Below are 24451 nucleotides of genomic sequence, written 5' to 3' on the forward strand. Positions count from 1 at the left end.
CGTGGTGACCGAGGGGATCACGACGCCGGGTGCCGGGTGGCGGCGGGCCGGGGGCTCCGACGTCGCCGGCGACGGCGTCCGCGCGCACGGCACGGGGCGCCGCCGGAAGGGGCGCCGGGGCGGCCGGAGGGGCCGCGGCGGCGAGGTCCCGATGGTGGAGGAGGCCGACTTCACCTCCTACTACGGCCGGCCGATCATCAAGCCGCCGGTGTGGAAGAGCCCGGACGTACCGCTGTACCTCTTCCTCGGCGGAGCGGCCGGCTCGTCGGCCATCCTGGGTGCCATCGCCGACCTGACCGGCCGGCCGGCGCTCACGCGGGTCTCCCGGCTGACCGCCGGGGGCGGGTCGATCCTGTCGGTGGTCTTCCTGATCCACGACCTCGGGCGGCCCGAGCGGTTCCTGCACATGCTCCGGGTGATCAAGCCGACGTCGCCGCTGTCGATCGGCTCCTACATCCTGGCGCCGTTCAGCGCCGCGGCCGGCGCCACCGCCGCGGTCGAGCTGCTCGGCTGGTTCCCCCGGCTCAAGCGCTTCGGCGGCGTGGTGGCCGGGCTGTTCGGCGGGCCGCTGGCCACCTACACCGGCGTGCTGCTGGCCAACACCGCGGTGCCGTCGTGGCACGCGCCCCACCGGGAGCTGCCGTTCGTCTTCGGCGGCTCGGCGATGGCCGCCGGCGGCGGCGTCACCATGGTGTTCACCCCCGTCGCCGAGGCCGGCCCGTCGCGGAAGATGGCCGTCACCGGGGCGGCGATCGAGCTCGCGGTGGTGCACCGGGTGGAGAACGGGTTCGGCATCGTGAGCGAGCCGTTCCACACCGGCCGGGCCGGGACGCTGCTGCGGGCGGCCAAGGCGTGCACCGCTGCAGGGGCCGGGCTGACTCTGCTGACGGGGCGTTCGCGCGCCGGCGCGGTCGTGTCCGGGGTGCTGCTGGCGGCCGGGTCGCTGCTCACCCGCTTCGGCGTCTTCGAAGCCGGCATGGCCAGCGCGAAGGACCCCAAGTACACCGTGGTCCCGCAGCGGGAGCGGATGGCCGCCCGGGCCGCCCAGAACGGGCACGCCTCGACCGTCTCCCGCTGACGCTCGTGCTCTGAGTCCGCTGCGGACTCAGAGCACGACCGCGCGGAGGTGGCCCGCACGCCGTCCGCGGGAGGTGGGTCGGGGTGGGGACGAGGGTGGTGCCGGACCCCGCCGCCCCGGCGGTCGCTCGGGCGACTTGTACGGACATCGAGTCGGCCGGTCACTCTCGGGATGCGGAACTCTCACCCGTGGTCGGAGGTCAAGACACGGTCGGTGACGAAACGCGCGTCATGATGGCTGTTTTCTTTTCCGTCATCCCGGCGTCCGTTTTTCCCGGTCACGCTGATGCAGCGCCACGGGGGAAGAAGAGGACGGCCTGCGCGGGTCCACGGCCCGCCGCCAACGGCTGAGCCGCCTCTCACAGCCCGACACCGTCACTGCTGACGTCGGCGTTCCCGGTTGTCTTCCCTGAGGATGCTCATGCACCCACGTCCGTCTCCGCACACCCTGCTCGGGGCCGATCTCGAGCTCGACGTCCGGAGTCCCCACGAGGTCCCACAGACGACCGCGGAGGGGACGGGTGGCCGCGACGGCCGCCGGTTCCGCTTCGAGGGCAACGTCGCGGTGCACGGCACCTCCCTCGTCGACCTGACGGTCGTCGTCCCCACGTTCAACGAGGTCTCGAACATCAGCGCGCTCGTGCAGCGCCTGACCGACGCCCTGGTGGGCCGGGCGGCCGAGATCGTGTTCGTGGACGACAGCACGGACGGCACCCCTCTGGAGATCGAACGGGTGGCGGCGGAGGCCCGGGTGCCCGTCCGCCTGGTCCACCGCCGAGGCGCCGAGCGGGTGGGCGGCCTGGCCGGCGCGGTGGTCGCGGGGATCCGGGCCTCCGACAGCGAGTTCGTGGCCGTCATGGACGGGGATCTCCAGCACCCTCCGGAGACCGTCCCCGTGCTCCGGGACCTGGCGGAGGACGTGGATCTCGCCGTCGCCTCGCGCTATGCCGGAGAAGGGGACGCTTCCGGTCTGGCGAGCGGCTACCGGCGGTGGGTGTCGAACGGCAGCACCGTGCTCGCCCAGGCCTGCTTCCCCCGCCGGGTCGGCAGGGTGTGCACCGACCCCATGACGGGCTTCTTCTGCTTCCGCCGCTCGGCGGTCGACCTCGTGCGGCTCCGTCCCCGGGGGTTCAAGATCCTGCTGGAGATCTTGGCCCGCCATGACCTGCGGGTCCGCGAGCTGCCCTTCGTCTTCGCCGACCGGCTCACCGGGGACAGCAAGGCGTCCTGGCGGAACGGAGTGCACTTCACCTACCAGATGGCGAGCCTGCGGATGGGCCGGATGAGCCGGTTCGCCGCGGTCGGGGCCATCGGGACCCTGGTGAACCTCGCCGTGATGGCGCTGCTCGTCCACGCCCACCTGGTGCACTACGTCGCCGCGGCCCTCGTCGCCGCCGAGGTCTCCATCCTCGGCAACTTCCTGCTCCAGGAGCGGTTCGTCTTCCGGGACCTGCGGGACGGCTCGACCCGGCGCAGGCGGCTTGCGCAGCACCTGCTCTTCAACAACGCCGAGGCGCTGGTGCGCCTGCCGGTCCTGGTCCTCCTCGTGCAGAGCCTGGGCCTCCCCTCGGTGCCGGCCCAGGCCGTGACCCTCGGGGTCGCCTTCCTCGCGCGGTTCCTCTTCATGAGCCGGGTCGTCTACGGGCCCTCGGGTGGTGCGGTGCAGGAGCGGGTACGGCGGGCTGCCGTTCCCCGGTGGGTCCACGTCGTCGGTCAGGTGGCGGTGGTCGCCGTCGCGGCGGCGCTCGTGGCGCGGTGGGACGCGGGCTGGGCGCTGCTCTACCTGGTGGTCACCGGGCTGGTGCTCGCCCTGTTCGCCGTGGCTGCGAGCAGTACCGCACTGCGGCTGTACGCCATGTCGACGCCGGAGATGCTCGACGAGGTCCGGTTCTCGGAGCCGGGGGACCCCGAGCACTCCTTCTCCCTGATCGTCCCCGCCCGGGACGAGGCCACCGTGCTCGGCCGGACGGTCGAGGCGCTCGCTGCCCAGGACCACCCCGACGTCGAGATCCTGCTCGTCGTCTCCGGGGACGACGACGAGCCGACCCGGGCGGTGGCGCACGGGGCCGCCGCGCGGTACCCCCGGACGCGCGTCGTCGAGGTCACCGGCCCGGTGAAGAACAAGCCCCTCGCCCTGAATGCAGCACTGCCGCTCTGCCGCCACGACGTCGTCGGGGTGGTCGACGCCGAGAGCATCCTCGCGCCGGACCTGCTGCGGCACGTCGACTTCCGGTTCGGGGAGACCGGCGCGGACACGGTCATCGGACCCGTGCAGCTGATGAACTTCCACACCAGCTGGTGGTCCCTGCAGAACGTGCTCGAGTACTTCTACTGGTTCCGGAGCCGGCTGCACTACCAGGCCAAGCGGGGGTTCATCCCGTACTCGGGCAACACGATCTTCGTCCGTCGGAACTGGCTGGACGAGCTCGGCGGCTGGGACGACGCGTGCCTGGCGGAGGACTGCGAGCTCGGCGTCCGGATGAGCGTTCTCGGAGCCCGCACGAGCGTCGCCTACGACGCCCGGATGGCGACCCGCGAGGAGACGCCGCCCACGATGAACGCGCTGTTCAACCAGCGGGTGCGCTGGATGCAGGGCTTCCTGCAGACGTACCGCAAGGGCGAGTGGCGCGCACTGCCGACGGTCCGTCAGCGGTTGCTCGCCCGCTACACCCTGGTCATGCCCCTCGTCCAGGCCCTCACCGGGGTGATCCTGCCGCTGGCGATCGTGTCCGCCGTCCTGCTGAGCCTGCCGGTCGGGCTGGCCCTGCTCACCTTCCTGCCCTTGATCCCGGTCGTCGCCGGCCTGGGCGGGGACGTGGTGGCCCTCCGCGAGTTCACCCGGCTCTACGGACTGAAGGCCCGACCGGGTGACTACGTGCGGCTCGTCCTGGGGCTCTTCCCGTACCAGTTCATCCTCTCCGCAGCGGCTCTGAAGGCCGCCGTCCGGGAGGCCCGGGGCGTGAACACCTGGTACAAGACGGCGCACGCCGGTGCGCACCACGTGCTGACGCCGGCCGCGGCGGAGGCGGCGTGATGGCGACCGTTCTCGACCACCGCCGCGCCGAGGCCGTCGGCGCACCGGACTCGCAGGGCCCCGCGGTCCCGAGGCGGACCAGGATCCCGGCCGGGCCGGTGCTGCTCGTGGTCCTCTTGGCGGTCTCCGGCCTCGTGCACAGCTGGAACGCCTACCAGTCCCCAGGCACCACGGTGACCGACGACGAGGGCACCTACGTGTCCCAGGCCTGGGCGCTGGTCAACTTGGGGGAACTGGCCAACTACACCTACTGGTACGACCACCCACCGGTCGGCTGGATGATGCTGGCCGGGTACGCCTGGCTCACCGACGGCTTCGACCGGCTGCCCGCGGCGATCATGGTCGGCCGGGAGTTCATGCTGGTCATGAAGCTGGTCACCGTCGCCCTGCTGTACGGCCTGGCGCGACGGCTGGGGATCGGCCGGACCTTCACGGCTATCGGGATCCTGCTCGTCGCGGTCAACCCGCTCGCGCTGTTCTTCCAGCGGTTGACCCTGCTGGACAACATCGCCGTGCCGTGGGTGCTGGCGGCCTTCTTCCTCGCGGCCTCCCCACGCCGGCGGCTGGGTGAGCAGGCGGCCAGCGCGGTGTGCTTCGCGGTGGCCGTGCTGACCAAGGAGACGCTCCTGCTGCTCCTGCCGGCGCTCGTGTACGTCATGTGGCAGCACAGTGCCCGGCGCACGCGCCCGTACGTGGTCGTCGTCGTGACCACGTTGTTCGCGACCACGGTCCTCGTGTACCCGCTGTTCGCACTCCTCAAGGGAGAACTGCTCCCGGGTGAGGGGCACGTCAGCCTCTGGGACGCGGTGCGGTGGCAGTTGGTCGAGCGGCAGAGCAGCGGGAGCGTCTTCGACCCGCAGTCGCCGGCAGCCGGCTTCGTCAGCATCTGGCGGGGTCTGGACCTGTATTTCCTGGCGCTGGCGCTGGCCGCCATCCCGGTCGCCCTCCTGCAGCGGAAGCTCCGGCCGGTGGCGCTCGTGCTCGTCATCCAGGGGCTCGCGCTCCTCCGCGGTGGCTACCTGCCCCTGGCCCACCCGGTGGCTGCGCTGCCCTTCGCGGCACTGGTGGTCGCCGGGGTCCTGGACGGCATCTGGCGGAGCCGGTTCCCGGTGTCCTCCTGGCTCGGGAGGTGGGCGTCCCGCGTGCCGTCCCTCCCGCGGATGGCACCGGCGCTGTCCGTCGCCGTGATCCTCGGACTGCTGCTGACCTTCGCTGCCGGGGTCGTGTGGCCGAGGTGGCTGCCGCAGGTGCAGGCCCTCGCCACGGAGCAGGACAACACCTCGACCGAGGAGGTGACGGCGTGGGCCGCGGAGAACCTGCCTCGGGACGCGATCGTCCTCGTGGGCCACGGGGTCTGGGTCGACCTGGTGCAGCAGGGATTCAGCACCGAGAACATCATCTGGTACTACAAGCCGGACACCGACCCCGAGGTGAGCCAGCGGTTGCCCAACAACTGGCGGGACATCGGCTACCTCATCTCCAACGTCGAGATGCGGGCGACGGTCGACTCGGTGACGGGCACGACGGACAGCGCGACCATCGAGACCACCATCGAGGCGTTCGAGAACTCGGAGGTCATCGCCTCCTTCGGCGAGGGTGGCGAGGAGATCATCGTCCACCGGGTCGACCCGACCCGTGAGTGACGGGCAGCGACGGATGCCGGGCGGCGCTCCGGCGACCTCCGCCGGAGCGCGCCTCCTGCAGTCGGGGAGGGGAGCGACGGCACGGGGCCTCCGCAGGCTGGCGCCGCTGCTGACGGCCCTGCTGCTGGTGGCCTGCGTCGCCGATCCGACCACGAGCAGTGGCGGTCGCGTGACACGGGCCGACGCCGCGCGAGAGGCTGCCGAGGCGTTCCTGGACACCTACGTGGACGCCGACGGTCGCGTCGTCCGGCGCGACCAGGGCGGGGACACCGTGAGCGAGGGGCAGGCCTACGGGCTGCTCCTGGCCCAGGTGGCCGCGGACGACGAGGCCTTCGCCCGCATCTGGGGGTGGACCGCCGGCAACCTGCAGCAGCCCGACGGCTTGCTCGCGTGGCGGCTGCAGGGGGACCGGGTCGTGGACGCCAACCCCGCGAGCGACGCCGACGTGCTCGCCGCCTGGGCACTTCTCCGACAGGGAGGCCAGTATCGCGAGCCCGGGTTGCGTCTCGCCGCCGCGGTGCTGGGTGCAGAGGTCGTCGAGATGCCCGGCACCGGTCCGGTGCTCGCCGCGGGACCGTGGGCGACGGGGGCCCCCGCGACCCTCAACCCCAGCTACTGGGCGCCGGGGGTCTTCGTGGACCTGGCCGGCTGGACGGGCGACACACGCTGGGCCCAGTTGGCCGACGTCGCCGTGGAGGTGACCGAGACCCTCACCGACCACGGGCGCCTGCTCCCGCCCGACTGGGCCCGGGTCGACGGGGAGGTGGTGTCCGCGACACCTGCGCCCGACGGTTCGACGCCAGAGGCCCAGTACGGTCTGGATGCCCAGCGCCTGCTGGTGTGGCTCTCAGCGGCCTGCGACGCGCCGGTCCGTGCCCTGGCGGCACGGTCGTTGCCCCTGCTCGAGGCATCCGACCGGGCCGCCGCACTGCGCCTCCGGCCCACCGGGGAGGTCCTCGACGACCGCGTGGGCGCGCTTCCGCTCGTGGCGAGCGCCGCTGCCGCGGACGCAGCGGGCCGGGAGGCCGATCGTGACCGGTTCCTCGACCGGGCCGCAGAGGTCGACGCGGAGTACCCCAGCTACTACCAGGGGGCCTGGGTGGCCCTCGGGCGGGCGATCCTCACCACTGACCTCCTCGACCCCTGCGCGCGGTGAGGGTCACCCGGACGGCTCCCGTCACGTCACAGGGACGAGCGGGCACCATCTGAGGTGAGGTGGTCGGCGAAGGTCCGCGGCGGGCGGCCGAGCAGCGCGGTGAGCACCCGCGGGCTGCCGGTGAACCCGTGTGCCCGGTACTCGCCGAACATCGTCCGCAGGCAGCGGCGGGCGTAGCTGCCGTCGTCCGCGGGTGGGGCGGCGTCGACGGCGGTCACCGGCCGGCCGAGGTGCGCGCCCGCGATCCGGGCGACGTCGGGCGCGGTGAGCTCCTCGGGGCCGGCCGCCTCGAACGTGCCGCTGTCCAGGCCGTCCTCGGTGAGCAGCACGGCGGCGGTCTCGGCGACGTCGCGCAGGTCGACGAAGGACTGCGCGCGCTCCAGCCCCCACGGGCTGCGCAGCTCCCCGGTCCGCCCGGCCTCGGCGACGGCGGCGTCGAGGTTGTCGGCGTAGGCGCACGGCTGCAGAACCCGCCACCGGGCCCCGGTGCCCGCGACGACGCCGTCGAGGGCCTCCTCGACGCGGTCCTTGGCGGCGTGGTGCGGCATGACGCGGGCCTGCGGGCGCAGCACCGAGTGGTAGACCAGCCGGCGCACCCCGGCGCGGGCGGCGGCGCGCAGCACGGCCGGGGCGCCGGCCTCCTCGGCCGGGTCGACGTTCGGCCAGACAAGGTACAGCGCGTCGGCGCCGGCCAGCGCGCCGGAGACGTCCCCGGTCAGGTCGGCGACGGCGACCTCCGCGCCGAGGGCCTCCAGCCCCGGACGCGGGGACCGCACGACGGCCCGCACCCGCTCGCCCCGGGCCCGCAGCGCGCGGACGACCGCGGTGCCGGTGGGGCCGCCCGCGGCGGTCACGACGATCACGCGGCCGGGTCCGGCGGGACGCCCTCGGGCACGTCCACCCGCCCGGCGGAGGCCGGCCGCGGCCGGTCCTGGCGGTGCAGGCGGACGGCGACGAGCGCGACGTCGTCCTCGGGGTGGGAGTCGACCATGCGCTCGACCAGCAGGTCGCACAGCTCGGGCAGCGGGCGGTCGGCCAGCTCGGCGAGCGCCGCGGTGAGCCGGGCCTGCCCCTCGTCGAGGTCGGAGTCGCGCCGCTCGACGAGGCCGTCGGTGTAGAGCAGCACCGTGGTCCCGCGCTCCAGGACCGCCACGGACTCCCGCCGCGGCCGGTCGGCGTCGACGCCCAGGAGCACGTCGGCGCGGTCCTCGGCCAGGACGGTCACCGCGCCGTCGGGTGCGAGCACGACCGGCGGCGGGTGGCCCGCGTTCGACCACCGCAGCCGGGTGGTCCCGGCGCCGATCTCCGCCGGCACCTGCTCCAGGCGGGCGACGGCGGCGGTCACCAGGGTCGACAGCCGCAGCAGCCCCATGGACCGGTCCAGGTCGCGCAGCACGTCGGCCGGTCCGGCGCCGGTGCCGATGGCGATCCCGCGCAGCAGGCTGCGCAGCTGGCCCATCGTGGCCGCGGCGGCGGTGTCGTGGCCGGCGACGTCACCGATGACCAGCGTGGTCGCCCCGTCGGGGGTGAGGAAGGCGTCGTACCAGTCGCCGCCGACCGCGGCCGCCTCGGCGGCAGGCAGGTACCGGACGACGATCTCGGCGTGGTCGGGCTCGGGCGGGGCAGTGAGCATCGAGCGCTGCAGCTCCAGGGCCAGCCGGCGCTGCGTCCCGTACAGCCGCGCGTTGTCCAGCGCCATCCCCAGCCGGTCGGCGACGTCGCGCAGCGTCGCGACCTCCTGGCCGGTGGGCACCCGGCCGTCGGTGTAGAGGAGCGAGACCAGCCCCAGGGGACGGTGGCGGCCGCGCAGCGGGAGGGCGAGCGCGGCACTGGGGCGCAGCTCGGCGAGCAGCCGCCGCGGCTCGCCGGGCGGCGTCGTGGCCAGCGCCTGCTCCCCGCTGAGCTGCAGCACGTCCCCGGTGGACATGGTCCGGGTGACGGCGGGGATGGAGGTCAGCGACGGCAGCCGCGAGCGGGCGTAGCGCTCCAGCAGGTCCCGCCGGCCCTCGTCGGCGTGCCAGGTGCTCACCGCCTGCGCGTGCCCGTGCTCGTCGAAGACGCTGACGATGCAGGCGTCGGCGAGCACGGGGACCACCAGCCGGGGCACCTGCCCGGTCGCGACCTCGGCGTCGAGCGACCCGGCCAGCTCGGTGCTGACGCGCGCCACGGTGGCGACGCGCTCGGCGGCGCGGCGCAGCTTCTCCTGGGCGCGGACGCGTTCGGTGACCTCCAGGAAGTACACCGACAGCCCGTCGGACGTGGGCCAGGCGCGGACCTCGTACCAGCCGTCGAGCGGGGCGGGGTAGTAGGCGTCGAAGGTGACCGGCTCACCGGTCGTGACCGCACGCCGGTAGGCCTCCTCGAACTCCGACCCCACCGCCGCCGGGAACGCCTCCCACAGGACCTCGCCGATCAGCTCGTCGCGGTGCCGGTCCAGCATGCGCTCGGCCTCGGCGTTCACCTGGGTGAAGCGCCACTCGCGGGTGAGCGCGTAGAAGCCCGCGGGCATCGACTCCAGGACGCGGACCACGCCGAGCTGGTCGGTGACGTCGGAGGCGGCGCCGAGCAGGCGGGTGGCGGCACCGGTGGCGTCGCTCAGGATCCGGCCGCGGGCGGAGATCCACCGCGTGGCGCCGCCGGGGACCAGCACCCGGAACAGGGCGTCGAAGCCGTCACGGGTGTCGATGGCGCGCTGGACGGCGGCCGTGACGTCGTCCCGGTCCTCGGGGTGCACGCGGCGGGTGAACGTCTCGAGGCCGGGCCCGGACGGCGTCGCGTCGTCCCCGAACACGGTGGCCAGGCGCTCGTCGCGTTCGAGGACCCCGCTGACGAGGTCCCAGTCGAACGTGCCGATGCCGGCGGCCTCCATGGCGAGTTCGGTGCGCAGCGCCGCCGCGATCTCGTCGACGTGCTGCTCGGCCTGCCGCGGATCCGCGTGGAGCGGGTCACGTCCTCCTGAGTCGCCCACTGCGCCTTCCCGCTCGACCGCCCGGACGGATCCGTCCCGGTGTCTCGGAGACGCGATCGGCGGTCGTGTCTACCCTACCGGTCCCGTTGTGGGCAACGGATCGACCGGGTGTCACAGGCCGGGCGCTGCGTGCCTCCTGGTCGTGCTGGGTAGCAGGGCCGTGCAGCACGGGGGCCGGGCGACGGCTGGGGGACGCGTGCTGTGGTGGGTCTGGGTGCTCCTCGCGTGGAGCCTCCTGGCGGTGCTCCTGGGCGTCGTCCTCGGCAGGGCGCTCCGGACGGCGGATCGCCGGGAGAACCGCCGCGGCCGGGAGACCCGCGGGCAGGAGCCCGGGGAGCCGGAGGCCGAGGAGCGCCCCTGCGCCTCCTGACCGCCCGCTTGGCACCACCGTCGAGGACGGCCGCTGTTCGACCGGCGCCCTCGGCGCTGCCGTCCACGGCGATGGCAGCCCCCGGACGGGATCCGATGGCACTGCTTAGCCGTTGAGCGACCTGGACCGGGTGTCGGGACGCAGGCTCGTCGGGTCCGGAACGGCGCTCACTAGCGTCTGCCTCCCGACGAAGGGTGGGAACCGGTGGACATCGCGTACGTGATCTCGGCCTATCGCCTTCCCCATCAACTCGTGCGACTCGTCTCGCGGCTCCAGGACGAGGGGGTCACTTTCCTCGTCCACGTGGACGCGAAGTCCGGGCACGAGGTGACGGGCCCGATCCTCGAGAAGCTGGGCGGCAGGCCGGACGTCCACCTTCTCGATCGTCATCCCTGTCACTGGGGGGACTTCGGGCACGTGGAAGCCTCCCTGAAGGGCATCAGGCGCATCGTCGAGCGCCGGATCCCCTGTGATCGGGTCGTGCTCCTGACTGGCCAGGACTATCCCGTCACGGACAGAGCGGCCATCAGGGAGTTCTTCGAGGCACACCCGGACAGTGAGTACCTCGAACACTTCCCACTCCCGCGCGAGGGGTGGTTCCGGGGCGGCATGCCCAGGTTGGAGCACTGGCACTTCTGGTGGGGAGGCAGGCACATCGAGCTGCCGGTGAACAGCCGCCGCATACCTGCCAAGCCGCAGTTCATCGGCAGGATCCTGCCGAAGAGGCGGCCGCTTCCCTCCGGGCTCCGGCCCTACGGGGGCGGCGGGTACTGGTCGCTCTCCAGAGAGGCCGTGGAGTACATCCATGCCTTCCTTGGGCAGGATCCCGCCTACTGCAGGTACTTCAGGCGGGTGTACATCCCGGACGAGATCTTCTTCCAGACGCTCCTGCTCAACTCCCCGCTCCGGGACCGCGTCGTCAACGACGACCTCCGGTACACCGTATGGCGCGACGATGCACGGAGCCCGGCGGTGTTGGGCGTCGGTGACGTCGCAGATATCCGGGCCTCACAGGCCCTTTTCGCCCGCAAGTTCGACACGGGCGTGGATGCCCGAGTGCTCGACCTCCTCGATGAAGCGTGCCTGTAGGTCGGTCGTCGTCCGTGTCCCCGGAAGGAGACCATCCGCAATGCGAAGACATCATGGGCGACCGGTCCGGCGCCGAGCCGTCGACTGAATCGGCCAGCCAACGTCTGTTGGCGGTCGGTGTGGGGCGCGCCGCGGCATCGATGACGGTCGAGTGCTCCTAGCGTGCAGTGTCCTGGCGGTGTTCCTGGGCGTCCTCCTCGGCAGGGCGCTCCGGACGGCGGATCGCCGGGAGAACCGCCGCGGCCGGGAGGCCCGCGGGCAGGAGCGCGGGGAGCCGGAGGCCGAGGAGCGGCCCTGCGCCTCCTGACCGCCCGTCGCCGCTCGGGTCAGTCGGTCGGGCCGAAGACGGCGACGCACCCGCCGGAGGTCCCGTCGTCGAGCCGGCCACCGCAGGTGGAGCCGTAGGTCTCGTAGGGGTCGCCGACCGGCGTGTCCCAGAAGAGGTCGTCGCACGCCGTCATGTCGCCGTCGCGGCAGTCGGCGGCCAGGCCGGCGAACTGTGGGTCGTGGCCGCGGTCCCCAGGTGCCGGTGGCTCCGTCGGCACCCCGGTGCCGCTGTACCCCGCGGCCGGCCCGTCGGTGATCAGCACGGACCCCTCGATGAGCGCCAGTGTCACCGTGGCGACCACCGCCAGGACGGCGACCGGAGCCAGGGCCGCGGTGAGCAGCCCGGTCGGGACGGCCTGCGCAGGGGCTGCCGAACTCACCCAGCCGGCCTGCGGCGACCACACCGGCGGCGGGACCGGCGGCCGCCGGGCGGCGAGCCAGCCGGCGACGGCGGGCCGGGCCGCCAGCACCAGGCGCACGACCGGGAGCGCCAGCAGGGTCATCAGGACCAGCACCCCGACGAGGTCGGCCACGGGGTCGGCCGACCGCCGGACGGCGACGTCGACGACGGCGACGAGCAGCAGCAGGCCGACCAGCGCGGCCTCGACCAGCCCGGTGACCAGCAGGACCGTGCGGCCGCCCCCGCGCAGGAGGAGGAGCCCGCCGAGCAGGTCGAGGCCGGCCAGGGAGCAGACGGCCAGGCACACCAGGGCGGCGACGCCGACGCCACCGCCCGGGGACAGGCCGACCAGGGCGGCGACGATGACGACGACGACCAGCGCGAGGAGCAGGCCGGCCTGCACGAACGCGAGGACCGCGGCGCCGAGCGCGGGGCCGGGGCGGGCGGGTGCCGGCGCCGGCTCCCCGCCGGGTCGCACGCCGTACCGGTCGCTCATGCCGCGTTCCCCGTCCTGCCGCGACGGAGCGGTCCCGTCGTCAGGCGGCCAGGATCCGTGGCGGCACCCGGGGCGGTCAACGCGCCACGCGCCGCCTCCGCAGGCCGGTCGACGTCTGCGGTGCGTGCGGTGGGTGACCATGGAGCCGTGCGGGGGACGTGGGTACGGGCAGGGGTGCTCGTCGCCGTCCTCCTCGGGGCCGCCGTCCTGGCGCTGACCGCCGACCTGCCCGACGTCGCTGCGGTGCGCGCCTGGACCGACGGCGCCGGGGGCCCCGGGCTGCTGGTGCTCGCGGCGGGGGTGGGCGTGGCGCTGGTCGGCCCGGTGCCGCGGACGGCGCTGTCGGTGCTGCTCGGCGTCGTCCTGGGCTTCGGGACCGGGCTGGCGGTCGCGCTCGCCGGGGGCCTGCTCGGCGGGCTGGTCGCGTTCGCCCTGTCCCGGGCGCTGGGCCGCGACGCGGTGGTCCGGCTGGCCGGGCGGCGGCTGGCCACCGCCGACCGGGTGCTGGCCGAGCGCGGGTTCGCCGCGGTGCTCGCCGGGCGGCTGCTGCCCGTGGTGCCGTTCAGCGTGCTCAGCCACGCGGCGGGGCTGAGCACGGTGCCGCCCGGGCCCTACGCGGCGGCGACGGCGCTCGGGCTGCTGCCCAGCACGGTGCTGCAGGTCGGCGCCGGCGCGTCGGTGCCGGGGCTGACGGAGTGGGCCGCACGGGCCGGTTCGCCGTTGCGGATCGGTCTCCTGTTGGCGGCCGTGGTCGGGGCCGCCGTCCTGCTGTGGTGGCGCCGGCGGCCGGCGGGGGAGCCCGGGGAGGACCCGCAACGGCCGCCCGACACCGCCGCGTGGGCACCCGGGCAGGTGAGGTGACCCGGGCGCAGGCGGGTCGACCGGTCGCGGACGTCGCATGATGGCGGGCGTGCGTGTGAACGGGGACCCGGCGACGTGGAACGAGAACACCTCCCGTGGTGTCTCACGAGAAAGCCCGTGGACGGCCCTCTGGAGGGCGCGGGAGCTGGTCGGGTACTTCGCCCTGAAGGACCTGCGACTTCGCTATCGGCAGGCGGCCCTGGGTGTCGTGTGGGTCCTTGCGCAGCCGATCGCCAGCGTCACGGTCTTCACCCTCGTCTTCAGCCGGCTCGCGGGGGTCTCGAGTCAGGGGATCCCGTATCCCCTGTTCGCCCTGGTCGGCATGGTCACCTGGACCTACTTCTCGAGCACCGTCGTGTCGGCCAGCACGGTCCTCGCCTCGAACGTCAACCTGGTGACCAAGGTCTACTTCCCCCGGATCGCCGCTCCCGCGTCGTCGTTGCTGCCCCCGGGCGTCGACCTGGGCGTGTCGCTGCTGCTCGTCGGTGTGCTGGCGACGTACTATGGGATCTTCGCCGGCGTCCGCCTCCTCCTGGTGCCTGCATGGCTGCTGATGCTGGTCCTGACGGCGGCCGGCGTCGCGCTGTGGGTGTCGGCGCTCAACGTCCGGTACCGGGACGTCCAGCACGCGGTCACCCCCCTGCTGCAACTGTGGCTGTTCGCCAGTCCGGTGGCCTACGGCACGGGATCGCTCACCGGCTGGCAACAGGCGGTCTACGCGCTCAACCCGATGGTCGGCCCGATCGAGTTCGGCCGGTTCGCGCTGACGGGTACCCCCTGGCCCGGGTGGTCGCTCGCGGTGTCGGCCGCCTCGGCCGCGGTGGTCCTCGTGACCGGGATCCGCTACTTCGGTCGGGCGCAGCGGTCCTTCGCGGACGTGATCTGACGTGGACCGCGTGCAGTTCGAGGGCGTCAGCAAGCGCTACGTCCTCGGTGAGCGGGCCAACGCCCGGGAGGCGCTGGTGGCCGCCGCGAAGCGCCTGGTCACCCGGGACGGGGGAGACGCGCAGCGGGAACTCTGGTCGCTGCGGGACGTCAGCTTCTCGGTGGCCGACGGCGAGACGCTCGGCATCCTCGGCCGCAACGGGGCCGGGAAGAGCACGGTGCTGAAGATCATGGCGGGCATCACGTCGCCGACCGCAGGCGTGTCCAGGACCCGGGGCCGGGTCGCGGCGCTCCTGGAAGTCGGGACGGGATTCCACCAGGAGCTGACCGGGCGGGAGAACGTCTACCTCAACGGCGCCATCCTGGGCATGTCCCGCCGCGACATCACCCGCGCCTTCGACGACATCGTCGAGTTCTCGGGCGTGGAGCGGTTCCTCGACACCCCCGTGAAGCGCTACTCCAGCGGCATGTACCTGCGCCTGGCCTTCGCCGTCGCGGCGCACCTCGAGCCGGACGTGCTGGTGGTCGACGAGGTGCTCGCGGTCGGGGACGCTGAGTTCCAGCGCAAGTGCCTCGGCCGGATGGAGGAGGCGGGCAGCGAGGGGCGCACGATCGTCTTCGTCAGCCACGACCTCGACGCCCTCACCTCCCTGTGCCGGCGTTCCCTCTGGCTGGACCGTGGACAGGTCCGGTCCGCGGGGGGCACCAGGGAGCTGGTGCGCGACTACCTCGCATCGGGTACCGCCCCGCAGCCCGGATCCGGGCCACTGGTCAGCCGCGGACCGATCACGCTCCACGGGGTCGGGGTCCGCTCGGCGGTGAGCGCGGCGGAGACCGCGCTGGTGCGCGACGAGCCGCTGCGCATCGAGGTCGACCTCACCGTCGACGAGGACGTGCCCGGTCTGGACCTGGCGCTGTTCGTCACCACGGCCACCGGTGTGCGGGTCCTGGACCAGGCGCTGAGCGACCAGGGCCCCCCGCGCATCACGGCCGGCCGATGGTGCGTGACGCTGATGGTGCCGCCCATCCTCAACGTCGGGGAGTTCACGGTGGGCGTCTGGGTCGGCACGGCCCACACCGACCTCCTCGACGAACCGGTGACGACGTCGTTCACCTTGTTCGGGAGCGACCACGGGCGTCCGGGGCGGATCCTCGTCCAGGAGCTGCCGATGTCCGTGTCACCGGCGGGCGGCTGAGCGTCCCCGGCCGTCGGGCACGGGAGGGCCTCTCCCGATGCGACCCCGGCATGGCAGGTGGTCGCGCGGACCGGGTGCGGGGAACCTGGCTGCGTGGTCCTCCTCGCCGTCCTGCTCACTGTCGCGCTCGCCGTCCTCGGTGGTGGCACGGGTGAGCAGCACGCCACCCCCGCCGACTCCGGTGCCGTGGGTGACGGGCGGACTGACGACACCCGTGCCCTGCAGCGGGCGCTGGACGGGCTGCACCCGGGGGACACGCTCGTCCTGCCCGAGGGGAGGTCCTTCGTGCACTCCGACGTCCTGAGGGTCCGGGTGCCGGGGGTGCGCCTCACCGGCGGGGGCTCCCTCGTGGCGGTCGAGGAAGCCCGGTCCTCGGTCGTCGTCGAGGCGAACGACGTGGTCGTCGACGGCATCACGCTGGCGATGCGGGGCACCAGCCGTCGCTGGGACGCCTACGAGCAGATGAAGCTCCGCGTGGCAGGGCACACCGGCGTGGTCGTCCGGGGCGTCACGATCGAGGGGTCCGCCGCGGCCGGCGTCTACGTCGGCCCCGGAGCAACGGAGTTCCTCGTCGAGGACGTCCGTGTCCAGGACACCCGCGCCGACGGGGTGCACGTGACGGGGGGCTCCCACGACGGCGTGGTGCGCGGGGTCGTGGCCGTGGGGACGGGGGACGACGGCGTCGCGGTCGTGTCCTACCTCGCGGACGGGACACCGGTCCGGCGGGTCCACGTCCAGGACGTCACGGTGCGGGACAACACCTGGGGCCGCGGGATCAGCGTCGTCGGTGGGGAGCAGGTCACGATCGAGGACGCGCTCGTCGAACGGACCAGTGCCGCGGGCCTGTACATCGCCTCCGAGGGGGCGCCCTACGACACCTACGCGCCCCGGGAGGTCGTCGTCAGGAGGGTCCGGATCGAGGGCGGCAACCAGGATCCCTCGGTCGGCCACGGTGCCGTCCTCGTCTACGCGGGCCGCCCCGACCAGCCCCCCAGCGACGTCCTCGTCTCGGGGCTCGTGGTGGAGGCGACCCGCGAGGATGCGCCGTGGGAGGTGGGCGTCGTCGCCGAGCCCGGTGCGCGGATCCGGGAGCTGGCGCTGGTGGACGTCGGCGTGACGAGCGCCGGCACGGCGTTCGCCGCCGCGGGTGTCCCCGCCGACTGCTGCACGCGGACGGGCTGGACGGTCAACGGGATCGCAATCCCGGACGTCGTCCCGTAGCGCCGCACGGAGGACGAGCGGCCGCTTCCTCGTCCGTGCTGCACGATCAGCGCGCGACGGTCATTGGGACCGGGGCGCGGTGGACGGGACCCGAGGAGAGGAATCCGCGGTGGGTCGGAGCAATCGGTCACGGTCTGGCTCGAGGGCGTACGTGACCGTCCTGAGCTCCGAGCAGTACCTGCCCGGCGCGGTCGTCCTGCACGACTCGCTGGTGCAGGTGAGGTCCCGCTATCCGTTGTACGTCCTGGTCGGGACGGCGGTCAGGCCGCTGGTGGTGGCGGCGCTCCGCTCGGCGGGGATCAGCTGCCTCCCCGTCCGCCTGGACGTCGAGCTCCCCGAGGAGGTCCAGGCCGTCAACGCCGACAACGGCCGGAGCCACTGGACGAGGACACTGGAGAAGCTCTGCGTGTTCTCCCTGACGCAGTTCTCGAAGGTCGTCTACGTCGACAGCGACATGCTCGTCGTGAAGAACATCGACCACCTCTTCGAGCGACCCCACATGTCCGCGGTCGCAGCCGGGGCGCGGATACCCGGCAACGAGGACTGGTCGACCCTGAACTCGGGCCTGATGGTCGTCGAACCGGATCCGGAGTCCTACTCCCGGCTGCCCGACCTGGTCTCCGACACGGCCCACCGGAGGTTGGTGCTGGAAGGGGCTCTGGGGGTGGGCGACCAGGACGTCATCACCGAGGCTCATCCGGAGTGGAGGCACACCCCGGACCTCCGGCTGCCCGACGTCTACAACATGTTCACCGACTACCTGGACTACCACCTCAGGCATCTCGGCGTCTCGTGGTCCGGCGAGAACGGGGTCCACGTCCTCCACTTCGTCGGCCCACGGAAGCCCTGGATGCTCAGCAGCGCGACCAGGCTCAGGTGGTGTGCGTGGGCGCTGTCGCGGCGACGTTGGTACGAGAGCGCCGTGGTGGCCCTGTACAGCCTCCGCCTCGCCCGGGCTCGTCACAGGTACGGGCACACTGAGCTGGGGCCGCTCATCGGGTCCCGGGGACGCGGACGACGACGCTCCGCCTGAAGCGCTCGGAGCGGCGCGGCCCCTCCCGCCGGACCGCTGGTGCGGCGCAGGGCCGAGGCGGACGTCGTCACCGCAGCCGACGCGCGGCGGCCCGGCGGTAGGCCGCGTCGTACGAGGCGGCCATGGCCGCCACCGAGTAGGACTCCCGCGCCCGGACCCGCGCGTTGTGCCCGAGGCGCTCACGGACGAGCGGGTCGGCCAGGTCTCGGCACGCCGCCGCCAGCACTACTGGGTCCTCCGCGGCGACCACGAAGCCCGTCCGCCCGTCCTGCACGACGTCACCGAGGTCGCCCACGTTGGTCGCGACAACGGGCACGCCGCAGTGCATCGCCTCCAGCACGGCCAGCGGCATCGCCTCCCACCGGGAGGGCTGGACGAGGGCGTGGACGGAGCCCAGGAGCGCACACGGGGAGTCCACCGCGCCGAGGAAGCGGACCCTCCCGGCCACGCCCAGCTCGGCGGCCAGGTCCTCCAGCGCGGTCCGTTGGCTCCCGTCCCCAGCGACCACCAGCTCGGCGTCCGGCACGGCGACCAGGGCCCGCAGCAGGACGTCGACGCCCTTCTGGGGTTCCAGGCGACCGAGCGTCCCGAGGACCAGCCGTGACGTGCGGCGGTCGAGTACCCCGCAGCCGGGGTCGGGCACGCCGTTCGGGATGACCTGCACGGTCCCGGGCCGCAGTCCCCCGTACCGCTCCACGTCCCGGGCGGCCGTCCTGCCGACCGCGACCCGGGCCGCGCTCGACCGGGTCAGCAGCCGCTGCACGGCTCGGCCGCGCCAGGTCAGCCCGGGGTTGGGCAGGTGGTCGACGAGGACGAACGGCAGCCCGAGCGACACCGCTGCCGCGGCCGCGCGACGGCAGCTCGGGAAGGCGATGAGGTTGAGGTGCACGACGTCGGGCGCCGCGCGTCGGAGCGCGCGCCGGAAGGGCCCCGCCCGGTCCTCCACCAGCTCCGCCGAGGTGCCCGGCCGCGCGTCGGCCACCCGGGCGAGGACCACGGGCGACGTCGCGAGCACGGTGACGGCGACGTCGCCGGGCAGCGCGCCCAGCAGGTTGGCCAGGAACCGCTCCGCCCCGCCGAACTCCCGGGCATCGGTCACGACACAGAGCCGGTAGCCCGTTCGCCGGGGTGAGACGTCTTCCTGACCAGGCACGTCGTGAGGTTAGTGTGCCATGCATGGCGCCCACCGCTGCGTTGCGCAGCCTCCGCCGGCGAGCGACCGGTGCAGTCGCCTCCCGCTCCGCGCTGGCCCGCCAGCTGTCGTTCCGGCTGCGCTGGAGCAGCACCCGCAGGACCGACCCGCTCTCGGAGTGGGGCTTCGAGCGGGGGACAGCGGTCGACCGTCACCTCATCGAGGAGTTCCTCCACGAGCACCGTGACCTCGTGCACGGTCGCGTCCTCGAGGTCAAGGAGGACCTGTACGCCTCCGTGCTTGGGGCGGCGCGTGTGGAGGTCCTGGACATCGACCCGGCCAACCCACTGGCTACCATCGTGGGCGACCTCTGCGACAGGGACACGCTCCCTGAGCAGGAGTTCGACGCCGCCGTCGTGACCCAGACACTGCAGCTGGTGCCGGACCCGGTGGCCGCGCTCGCCAACCTGCTGGCTGCCCTCCGCCCGGGAGGCGCCGCTCTCGTCACGGTCCCCTCCCTCAGCCGGCTGGCCGGGGACCAGGACCGGTGGCGGTGGACGGCCCTCGGCTTCCGGGAGCTGGTCGCCAGGGCGGGCGGCGACGCCGAGGTGCGGGCACGGGGCAACCTGCTGGCCTGCCGTGCGTTCCTCTTGGGGGCGGCGGTGGAGGAACTGCCGGCCGGGGTGCTGGACGGGGACGACCCCGCCTACCCGCTGCTGGTCACGGCGGTCGTCCGGCGGCCGGCCGTCGGCGGGGGCCCCACCGGTCGGTAGGTCCGGTCAGGGCGTGCCCTCCTCGGCGACCATCTCCCCGAGAGCCGCGGCTGCGGCGTGCCAGCGCACCGAGCCGCTGCGCGCCTGGGCCTCCGCCTCCAGCCGGCGCCGCTCGTCCCCGTCGTCGATGAACCTGCCGATGGCCGCGGCGACGTCCGTGGCCGACGCGTCGCCGGGCACGCTGATCCCCCCGCCGCCGCGCAGGTTGTCGGGGATCCCACCCACGGCCGTGGCGAGGACGGGGATGCCGCACCGGATGAACTCCAGGACGGCGATCCCGGACATCTCCGCGGTCGACAGGAGGCAACCGAGGTCCATCCGGGCGAGGGCGGCGACGAACGCCCCGGGCTCCGCGGTCTTGCTGATGAACCCCAGCGCCTCGACACCGTCCATGACCGCGATCTCCTCGGGACAGCGGCCGACGACGAGCAGCCGGACCGGCACACCCTCCCGCCGCAACGCCCCGATGGCCGAGGCGAGTCTCGGCAGCCCCTTGCGCTCCGGGTAGACGCCGATGAAGCCGACGACGCACTCGTCCGTGGCCGCACGGGTGGCGCGCGCCTCGATGACCCGCTCGGCCATCTCGTCACTCATGTTGGCGCCGGGCAGCACGAGCCTGACCCGGTCGGCGGGGACCTCGTAATGGGACGTCAGCGTCTCCGCTGTCTGGCTGCTCATGACCGCGATCCCGTCGGCTCGCTGGTAGCCGTCGCGTTCGAGGGCGAAGACCCGGTCGGCGGTGGACGGGTCGACGCCTGCGACGTCGAACTCCCGGTATCCCTCCAGGTAGTCGTGCAACGTGGCGTCGAGGTAGAGGTACGCGCCGATCCCGTGTGACTCACGCTGTCGCAGGAATCGCTCTGAGAAGAGCTGGAAGTTGCTGATGACATCCGTGCCCGCGAGCGATGGGAGGTGGCGGCGCCACAGGTGGGCACTGAACTCCGCCGAGAACTTGAATCCGCCGATGGCCTCTCGGCGCAGGAGCCGCCGGGCCTTCCACAGCGCCCCCTGGGCCTGGAGCACCCGGTCTGGTCTCCGGGTCGAGTAGAGCGTGAACGCCCCGTCGAGTGAGCCGTTCTCGATACCCGCCTCGGCCAGGTAGGCACTCGATCCGCTGAACGACGTCCGTACCGAACCGCCGTAGCCGGTGGCGACCAGGCGCGGCCGACGATTGCCGGGGAACCCGTCCGCTCGCAGCAGGACGTCGGGCAGATCGCCGATGGCGCGGGGATCGAACACGTCACCTCCAGTTCCCGGGTACTGGTGTAGGCAGTGCCCACGGTCCTCACCGTCGATGCTCGCGCTCCCCTGATCCGGTGCACCGGCGCCCGCGGAGGCCGACCGCGTCCGCCTCGGGGAGAGGCTCCGTCAACGGTCCGGGCCGCGGCCCCCAGGGGACCCGTGCCCGCCGTCGGGGTCGCGCACCGGTGCGGCGGAGGACGCCGTCGGCAGCCACGTCCGCTCTCGCGCGGACAAGGTCCGGCCGGCCAGCCCCTCGGCGCGGCCCACGGACCGTGCGAGGGCGAGTCGCGCCGCGAGTCGGGGTGACGGGTCGAGCCGGCGCAGCCTGAGCCAGGGGGCGGCCAGGATGCGAGCCCTGACCCAGGACGGGTAGGGGTGGATCCGGTACACGTACCCGGTCCCTCGGGCGTAGCCGCGGTGCTTGGCCAGCAGGGACGGCGTGTCCAGGTCCCGGCGTTCCCCCTGGCCGATGACGGCGATGTCCGGACGGCTGGACACGACGCCGCCCTGCTCGATGACCCGCAGGAGCAGGTCGGTCCCCTCTCCCGACTGCCACGGCGTCCGGCACCCGGTGCCGAGGTCCTCGCGGAACCCGCCGACGTCCTCGAAGGTCTCCCGGCGGAGGAACATCGCCGGCTCGATCGCCCGCCAGACGGAGTAGCGGTCGAGCGCACAGTCATCCGGGAGGACGAAGCGGGGGCGGCCGCTCTCGACGAGCGAGCACGCAAGGCCTTCGACACCGGGTCCGGCGCCGAAGACGTCCGCGACCTGCTCGAGACAGGTCCGGGGATAGGTGCTGTCGTCGTTCGGGAACCCGATGACGTCGACCGACGATCCCATGGCCGCGACCGCGTCGTTGCGCCCCCTGCTGGCGCCCCCCGTGCTGTCGACCACCCGGACGTCGAACGGCAGTCCGGACGTCCCCAGCTGCAGGTCGCGACCGCTCTGGTTGGCCACTGTGACCACCCGGGGGAGCAGGGTCGAGTCCGCCACCGACTCGAGAAGGCGGTGGAGGGCCGGGCGTCCCACGGTGGTGATCGCCAGTCCCATGCGCGGACGTATGGGTGTGCTCATCTGACTCACGTCCTCTTCCGCAGGAGGAGGAAGTACATCCCCGACAACAGGACCTCCGCTGCGGCCAGGCCCCCGAGGGCTCCGCGCAGGTCGTACAGCACGCTGCCGATGACTAGGGAGGTGAATGAGACGCTGGCGGCGACGACGTCGAGCAGTCCGGAGCGCCGTGCGGACACCAAGGTCACGAGGAGCACCCCGCCGATGGAGCTCACCGCGAGCGCGCACCGCTGGACGGTGACGATGAGCAGGACCTCCCGGAGGAGGGGTTCGGCAGGGCCCACGAGGGCGCGGAGCAACGCGTCGGGGAGCAGGGCCAGGACGAGCCCGTTCAGGACGGCCACGACCAACAGCGCGGCGGTGAACCTCGCGTAGGTCGCCCGGGGCCTGCTCGTGCCCCGGGCGAGGAGGCTCTGCGTGGCGATGCCGATCAGGAGGTTGGTCCCCCCGAAGGCCAGCTCCCCGGCCCGGTACACGCTCGCGGACCCGAAACCGGCGGTCGCGGTGATCACGACGGGGATGGCCTGGACCAACGCCACGGTCGCGGCGACTCCGAGCACGTAGGGCAGCCACGACGACCGGCGGTGGCGGAACCAGATCCAGGCGCCCCTGGCGGTGAGCCCGCGGCGTACCAAGAGGATCACCGTGCCGACGGCGAGGAGGGTGACGAACGGGGACAGCACCACGGCCCGTGAGTTGAGGGTGAGGACGGCCGTCACGACCCCGAGCGCCTGCACCGCGTACGCCAGGCTGAGCAGCCCGCCGGCGCGACGACTGCCGCCGGTGAACACGTCCCGCCAGAAGCTGCTCTCCACGATCATGACCGCCGGGACACCGATGGCGGCACCCAGCAGCGTGAGACGGACGAGCCCTTCGCTGACCAGCGCCGCGACGAGGAGGCCGCTGCCCGCGAGGACGCTCCCAGCGACCGCGGCCGACTGGGCGAACGGTGCCTCCTGCACGACGGCACCGCGAGCGACCAGGTTGGCTAGGGGCTTGCCCACGAGCGCGGGCGCGAGCGCGAGCGACGCCGAGGAGATCACCGTGGCCACGGAGAACGCGCCGAGGGAACCGGAGTCGACGCGCTGCGCGACCAGGGCGAACACGACGACCGAGGTGAGACGGGACACGACCTGCGGCAGAGCGAGCCAGGCCCGGTCCAGCACGCGCGCGAAGCGCGTCTGCGGTGGCGTCGCGCTCAGGTGTCCCCCCCTGGCTCGAGTCGGTCCACCACGCCGCGGGCCAGACTGCCGGGGATGACGCCGTCCGTCCCGTCCGGCGACCGCCGGGGGGACGAGGGAGCCGAGCGGCGGGCACCCGTCAAGTCGCGCGGTGCGGCGGCCGGGTACGCGGGAGCAGGCACGGGACCAGCTCCCGACGAGCCCGGTGGGACGATCGTCAGCATCTCCTCCACCTCGTCCAGGGCCTTCGCGCGGACGGTCCTCCAGTGACTCCTGAGGAGGACCTCGGGAGGCTGGTGGCGGGTTGGCACCTTACGCTGCGGTTTCGCCACATTCGCGACGACGGACCTCCGAGGGAGCAGGCGCGTGACGGTACACCCCGGATCGAAGTCACCGGGAGCGCTGGCCACCGACGACTCCGGGGCCTCGGATGCCGCGCAGGAGCGTCGGCGTGGCCGAGCAGCCGGGGGTGCAGTGGCACGGAGACCTCGTAGTCAGCGCCGTGGGCTAACACTTGCACTCGTCGGCGCTCTCCTCGGTGGCTTGATCGGCTTTATCGTCTCCCTGAGCGACCCTGAGGCGCCGACTGCCATCACGAGGCTGTCCTTCGTCCAAGACCCCGTCCTGCCCGGTGAGCAGGCCACCACCAGCCCTGACGCCAAGGACCGTTTCATCCAGACGCAGATCCTCATCCTCACCGGCGCCGACATCCGTGACAGCGTGGCCGAGGGGCTGGGCCTCGGGGACGAGTTGATGCTGACGGCACAACAGGTCGGGGCGACCGACGTCGTGGAGTTGCAGGTCCAGGCCGGAACGGAGGAAGCGGCGCGCGACGCCTCGACCGCAGTCATCGAGCAGTACGACCAGCAGAGGCGTGCCGCCGTGACCGCACAGGTCGATGCGCTGCTCGCTGGGATCGAGGCGGAGATCGTGGACCTCCAAGGCAGGCTGAGTGCGGATGACGACAGCGCGCTCGCCACCGCCACTGCGACCGAATACTCGCGACTGCTGGCGTCCCGCAGCCAAGTCGTGCTCCTGCGCTCGGGCGACCAGGAGTACACCCAGGTCGTCGGCTCCCCGCGCGCGACGACCGTGGGGGGCGCAGGCGCAGTGGTGCAGGCGACCCTGCTCGGGCTGCTGCTGGGGACAGTGGTGGGGATCGCGCTCGCTCTGCTCATCCAGAGGACCAGGACGGAGTGACGACGAGTGCGGTACAGCGCACTCCCTCACGGTCCCGGGGGAGTGCGCTGTCGACCGGCGTGTGGTGGTTGTCGCCGGCCGGTGCGGCCGCCCTGA

The 24451-nt window shown here is 73.3% G+C and carries 20 protein-coding genes; 13 read left to right on the top strand and 7 right to left on the bottom strand.

Annotation, left to right across the window (positions count from 1 at the left end; genetic code table 11):
* Positions 1 to 4 precede the first annotated feature (4 nt).
* The 4 genes from nrfD (at position 5) to BM165_RS06875 (ending at position 6910) form a co-directional block, all read left to right on the top strand.
* A complete protein-coding gene (nrfD, locus tag BM165_RS06850; protein WP_075013067.1) occupies positions 5 to 1078 on the top strand; it encodes an NrfD/PsrC family molybdoenzyme membrane anchor subunit in 1074 nt (357 codons plus the stop codon).
* A 420-nt stretch (positions 1079 to 1498) separates the two neighbouring features.
* The gene (locus tag BM165_RS24175; RefSeq protein ID WP_177225131.1) at positions 1499 to 4111 is read left to right on the top strand and encodes a glycosyltransferase; all 2613 of its coding nucleotides are present in this window, start codon (positions 1499 to 1501) and stop codon (positions 4109 to 4111) included.
* A complete protein-coding gene (locus BM165_RS06870) occupies positions 4108 to 5754 on the top strand; it encodes an ArnT family glycosyltransferase (RefSeq protein ID WP_075012790.1) in 1647 nt (548 codons plus the stop codon). Before BM165_RS24175 ends, BM165_RS06870 begins: the two co-directional genes overlap by 4 nt.
* Before the next feature lie 169 nt (positions 5755 to 5923).
* Positions 5924 to 6910, top strand: coding sequence for a glycosyl hydrolase family 8 (locus tag BM165_RS06875; protein WP_177225132.1), 987 nt, complete (start codon positions 5924 to 5926; stop codon positions 6908 to 6910).
* A 26-nt stretch (positions 6911 to 6936) separates the two neighbouring features.
* Here BM165_RS06875 and BM165_RS06880 read toward each other — a convergent pair whose 3' ends face one another.
* Both BM165_RS06880 and BM165_RS06885 read right to left on the bottom strand, forming a co-directional pair.
* Positions 6937 to 7773: an SDR family oxidoreductase gene (locus BM165_RS06880; protein ID WP_075012791.1), complete on the bottom strand. Its 837-nt coding sequence runs from the start codon at positions 7771 to 7773 to the stop codon at positions 6937 to 6939.
* Positions 7770 to 9878 (bottom strand): SpoIIE family protein phosphatase, encoded by a 2109-nt coding sequence (locus tag BM165_RS06885; protein ID WP_244274098.1) that lies wholly within the window; start codon positions 9876 to 9878, stop codon positions 7770 to 7772. Before BM165_RS06885 ends, BM165_RS06880 begins: the two co-directional genes overlap by 4 nt.
* 196 nt (positions 9879 to 10074) lie before the next feature.
* Between BM165_RS06885 and BM165_RS24665 the strand changes: the two genes are divergently transcribed.
* Positions 10075 to 10248, top strand: coding sequence for a hypothetical protein (locus BM165_RS24665; protein ID WP_177225133.1), 174 nt, complete (start codon positions 10075 to 10077; stop codon positions 10246 to 10248).
* A gap of 204 nt (positions 10249 to 10452) precedes the next feature.
* Positions 10453 to 11337 carry a beta-1,6-N-acetylglucosaminyltransferase gene (locus BM165_RS06890; RefSeq protein ID WP_075012792.1) on the top strand — a complete coding sequence of 295 codons (885 nt, stop codon included), beginning with the start codon at positions 10453 to 10455 and terminating at the stop codon, positions 11335 to 11337.
* Positions 11338 to 11663: 326 nt separating this feature from the next.
* Here the strand turns inward: BM165_RS06890 and BM165_RS24670 are convergent, their stop codons facing one another.
* Entirely contained in the window at positions 11664 to 12560 is an 897-nt protein-coding gene (locus tag BM165_RS24670) for a hypothetical protein (protein WP_075012793.1), read from the bottom strand.
* Between the two features lie 147 nt (positions 12561 to 12707).
* On the opposite strand from BM165_RS24670, the gene BM165_RS24675 reads away from it, so the two are divergent.
* The 5 genes from BM165_RS24675 to BM165_RS06920 all read left to right on the top strand — a co-directional run bounded on the left by BM165_RS24675 (position 12708) and on the right by BM165_RS06920 (position 17756).
* Positions 12708 to 13421: a TVP38/TMEM64 family protein gene (locus BM165_RS24675; protein WP_177225134.1), complete on the top strand. Its 714-nt coding sequence runs from the start codon at positions 12708 to 12710 to the stop codon at positions 13419 to 13421.
* A 40-nt stretch (positions 13422 to 13461) separates the two neighbouring features.
* Positions 13462 to 14307, top strand: coding sequence for an ABC transporter permease (locus tag BM165_RS06905; protein WP_280140689.1), 846 nt, complete (start codon positions 13462 to 13464; stop codon positions 14305 to 14307).
* 1 nt (position 14308) lies between these two features.
* Complete coding sequence (locus BM165_RS06910; RefSeq protein WP_075012796.1) at positions 14309 to 15502, top strand: ABC transporter ATP-binding protein; 1194 nt, start codon at positions 14309 to 14311, stop codon at positions 15500 to 15502.
* 93 nt (positions 15503 to 15595) lie between these two features.
* Entirely contained in the window at positions 15596 to 16723 is a 1128-nt protein-coding gene (locus BM165_RS06915; RefSeq protein ID WP_177225136.1) for a right-handed parallel beta-helix repeat-containing protein, read from the top strand.
* Between the two features lie 151 nt (positions 16724 to 16874).
* On the top strand, positions 16875 to 17756 hold the full coding sequence (locus BM165_RS06920) for a glycosyltransferase (protein ID WP_075012798.1): 882 nt from the start codon (positions 16875 to 16877) through the stop codon (positions 17754 to 17756).
* A gap of 67 nt (positions 17757 to 17823) precedes the next feature.
* Here BM165_RS06920 and BM165_RS06925 read toward each other — a convergent pair whose 3' ends face one another.
* Positions 17824 to 18909, bottom strand: coding sequence for a glycosyltransferase (locus tag BM165_RS06925; RefSeq protein WP_083427139.1), 1086 nt, complete (start codon positions 18907 to 18909; stop codon positions 17824 to 17826).
* Between the two features lie 23 nt (positions 18910 to 18932).
* Between BM165_RS06925 and BM165_RS24185 the strand changes: the two genes are divergently transcribed.
* Positions 18933 to 19661 carry a methyltransferase domain-containing protein gene (locus BM165_RS24185; protein ID WP_143108065.1) on the top strand — a complete coding sequence of 243 codons (729 nt, stop codon included), beginning with the start codon at positions 18933 to 18935 and terminating at the stop codon, positions 19659 to 19661.
* A 6-nt stretch (positions 19662 to 19667) separates the two neighbouring features.
* On the opposite strand, the gene BM165_RS06935 is transcribed toward BM165_RS24185, so the two are convergent.
* The 3 genes from BM165_RS06935 to BM165_RS06945 all read right to left on the bottom strand — a co-directional run bounded on the left by BM165_RS06935 (position 19668) and on the right by BM165_RS06945 (position 23104).
* Positions 19668 to 20900, bottom strand: a complete 1233-nt coding sequence (locus BM165_RS06935; RefSeq protein ID WP_075012801.1) for a glycosyltransferase family 4 protein — start codon at positions 20898 to 20900, stop codon at positions 19668 to 19670.
* Positions 20901 to 21029: 129 nt separating this feature from the next.
* A complete protein-coding gene (locus tag BM165_RS06940) occupies positions 21030 to 21977 on the bottom strand; it encodes a glycosyltransferase family 2 protein (protein WP_143108066.1) in 948 nt (315 codons plus the stop codon).
* Positions 21978 to 21982: 5 nt separating this feature from the next.
* Positions 21983 to 23104, bottom strand: coding sequence for an MATE family efflux transporter (locus BM165_RS06945; protein ID WP_143108067.1), 1122 nt, complete (start codon positions 23102 to 23104; stop codon positions 21983 to 21985).
* 594 nt (positions 23105 to 23698) lie between these two features.
* On the opposite strand from BM165_RS06945, the gene BM165_RS06955 reads away from it, so the two are divergent.
* Positions 23699 to 24355: a hypothetical protein gene (locus BM165_RS06955; RefSeq protein WP_075012805.1), complete on the top strand. Its 657-nt coding sequence runs from the start codon at positions 23699 to 23701 to the stop codon at positions 24353 to 24355.
* Positions 24356 to 24451 lie beyond the last annotated feature (96 nt).

Origin of the sequence: Geodermatophilus obscurus (assembly GCF_900115395.1) — a bacterium.
In the GTDB taxonomy this organism is placed as follows: Bacteria; Actinomycetota; Actinomycetes; order Mycobacteriales; family Geodermatophilaceae; genus Geodermatophilus; species Geodermatophilus obscurus_B.

What these genes read in the sequence shown, in the direction of transcription:
- BM165_RS24175 (WP_177225131.1), top strand. Translation starts at nt 1,499, where the DNA reads ATGCACCCACGTCCGTCTCCGCACACCCTGCTCGGGGCCGATCTCGAG.
- BM165_RS24670 (WP_075012793.1), bottom strand. Translation starts at nt 12,560, where the DNA reads ATGAGCGACCGGTACGGCGTGCGACCCGGCGGGGAGCCGGCGCCGGCA.
- BM165_RS06905 (WP_280140689.1), top strand. Translation starts at nt 13,462, where the DNA reads ATGGCGGGCGTGCGTGTGAACGGGGACCCGGCGACGTGGAACGAGAAC.
- BM165_RS24185 (WP_143108065.1), top strand. Translation starts at nt 18,933, where the DNA reads ATGGCGCCCACCGCTGCGTTGCGCAGCCTCCGCCGGCGAGCGACCGGT.
- BM165_RS06940 (WP_143108066.1), bottom strand. Translation starts at nt 21,977, where the DNA reads ATGAGCACACCCATACGTCCGCGCATGGGACTGGCGATCACCACCGTG.